This window comes from Bacillus sp. AP50 (assembly GCF_040492675.1).
Taxonomy (GTDB): domain Bacteria; phylum Bacillota; class Bacilli; order Bacillales; family Bacillaceae_G; genus Bacillus_A; species Bacillus_A cereus.
The window spans coordinates 1-1,645 of the sequence record NZ_JBEUTW010000625.1 but is presented as its reverse complement, the minus strand read 5'-3'; the positions used below and the strand labels follow the sequence as shown (position 1 = coordinate 1,645).

Here is a 1,645-nt window from a genome sequence, read left to right as displayed (position 1 = left end):
GTTTATATCCTTGTAATAATTTTCAAAGTTTATAAATCTTAATTTTAACTTTTAAAATTTATACTATAAAAATTTAATCGTAGAGGTGAAGCATGCCAGTAAATTCATTTGAAAATTACTCTATGTCTTGGAAACCTAATAAGGAACTATTAAAGCGTCCATTTTATTCCTCTATTGCAGCACTACTTGAACATGATATTGTAAATGGTTTTTTAGCTCCAGGAACAAAATTGCCTCCACAACGAGAATTAGCAGATTTTTTAGATTTAAACTTTACAACAATTACCCGAGCTTACAAACTATGTGAAGTTAAAGGCCTAATTTATGCAATCACAGGGAGTGGAACTTTTGTAGCTCCTAATGCAACTCGTTCCATTACTATTTCTACAGAGGAAATCAGAAACTGCATTGATCTTGGATTAGTAGCATCATTTGAGCAAACTAATAGTATTGTCGCAGAGACTATTCAAAAGGTAGTAGATAAAAAGTATTTAGAGCAACTATTAAATTACAATGATCCAACTGGTCTTCCGCATCAAAAAACGGCAGGTCTCAATTGGATGAAGTCTTTTGGCATTAATGTGGATCAAGACCATATAGCAATAGTTTCGGGGTCACAAAATGCTTTAGCGATTACATTGACAGCGTTGTTTAAACCTGGAAACCGAATTGCAACTGATGTATACACCTATTCAAATTTTATCGAATTGGCAAAAATGCTACATATTCAATTAGTACCCATTCAAGGGGATGAATTTGGAATGCTCCCAAGTGAACTCGATAAGCAATGTAGTCAATTAGATATTCATGGTATTTTTTTAATGCCTTCTTGCTCTAATCCTACTACGATTATGATTGCAAATTTTCGAAAGAAAGAGTTAGCAGCAATCATTCGAAAGCATCAAATAATTTTGATTGAGGATGATATTCATGCATTTTTGACAGCAGGGGTTATTTCTGATTATGAGCAACCAATGTTTAATTTACTTCCAGAACAAAGTGTTTATATTAGTGGAACTTCTAAGTGCATTTGTTCAGGATTAAGGGTTGCTTATATGGTATTCGGAGATGCCTTACGTAAGGATATTTTAAAGGCTATATTTAATGTCAATGTTAAAACCTCTTCCTTAGACGTAGAGGTGATAACAGAGCTAGTGTTATCAGGAAAAGCTCATGAAATTGTTAAGCAGAAGAAATTTTTAGCGGAGTCTGCAAACGAAATTTATTCAGGATATTTTTCTTCCAACAATCCTGTCGGGCATCCTTTTAGCTTTTACCGTTGGCTACCTATTCAAAATCATTATGATGCATTTCAATTAGAAACAGATTTGGAGAGGCACGGCATTCGGGTTTTTCATTCCGAGCGCTTTATTACCGCACAAACCATGCCTAATCAGTATTTACGAGTTGCTCTATCCTCTACAAACTCATTAGAAGAGTTGAAAATAGGGCTAGAAATTCTAAAACAATATCTCGGCTAGTTTAAAAAGAATACAGCAGACATTTACTTGAAATAAAGGAAAATGCTATTTAACAGTGAAGTCGTAGTAAAACTCTTCTATAGGCAAGAAGAGTTTTTTAGTGAGTCTACAGTATTCTGGGAGGAATTAATTTGTTTATTATTAATATATAAATTATTATATAT

1 protein-coding gene is annotated in these 1,645 nt (G+C 33.3%); it reads left to right on the top strand.

All coding sequences use genetic code 11. From position 1 onward, the window contains the following. Nucleotides 1-92 precede the first annotated feature (92 nt). Nucleotides 93-1,481, top strand: a complete 1,389-nt coding sequence (locus ABWK52_RS27540) for a PLP-dependent aminotransferase family protein (RefSeq protein ID WP_001145017.1) — start codon at nt 93-95, stop codon at nt 1,479-1,481. The last annotated feature ends 164 nt before the right edge of the window (nt 1,482-1,645 follow it).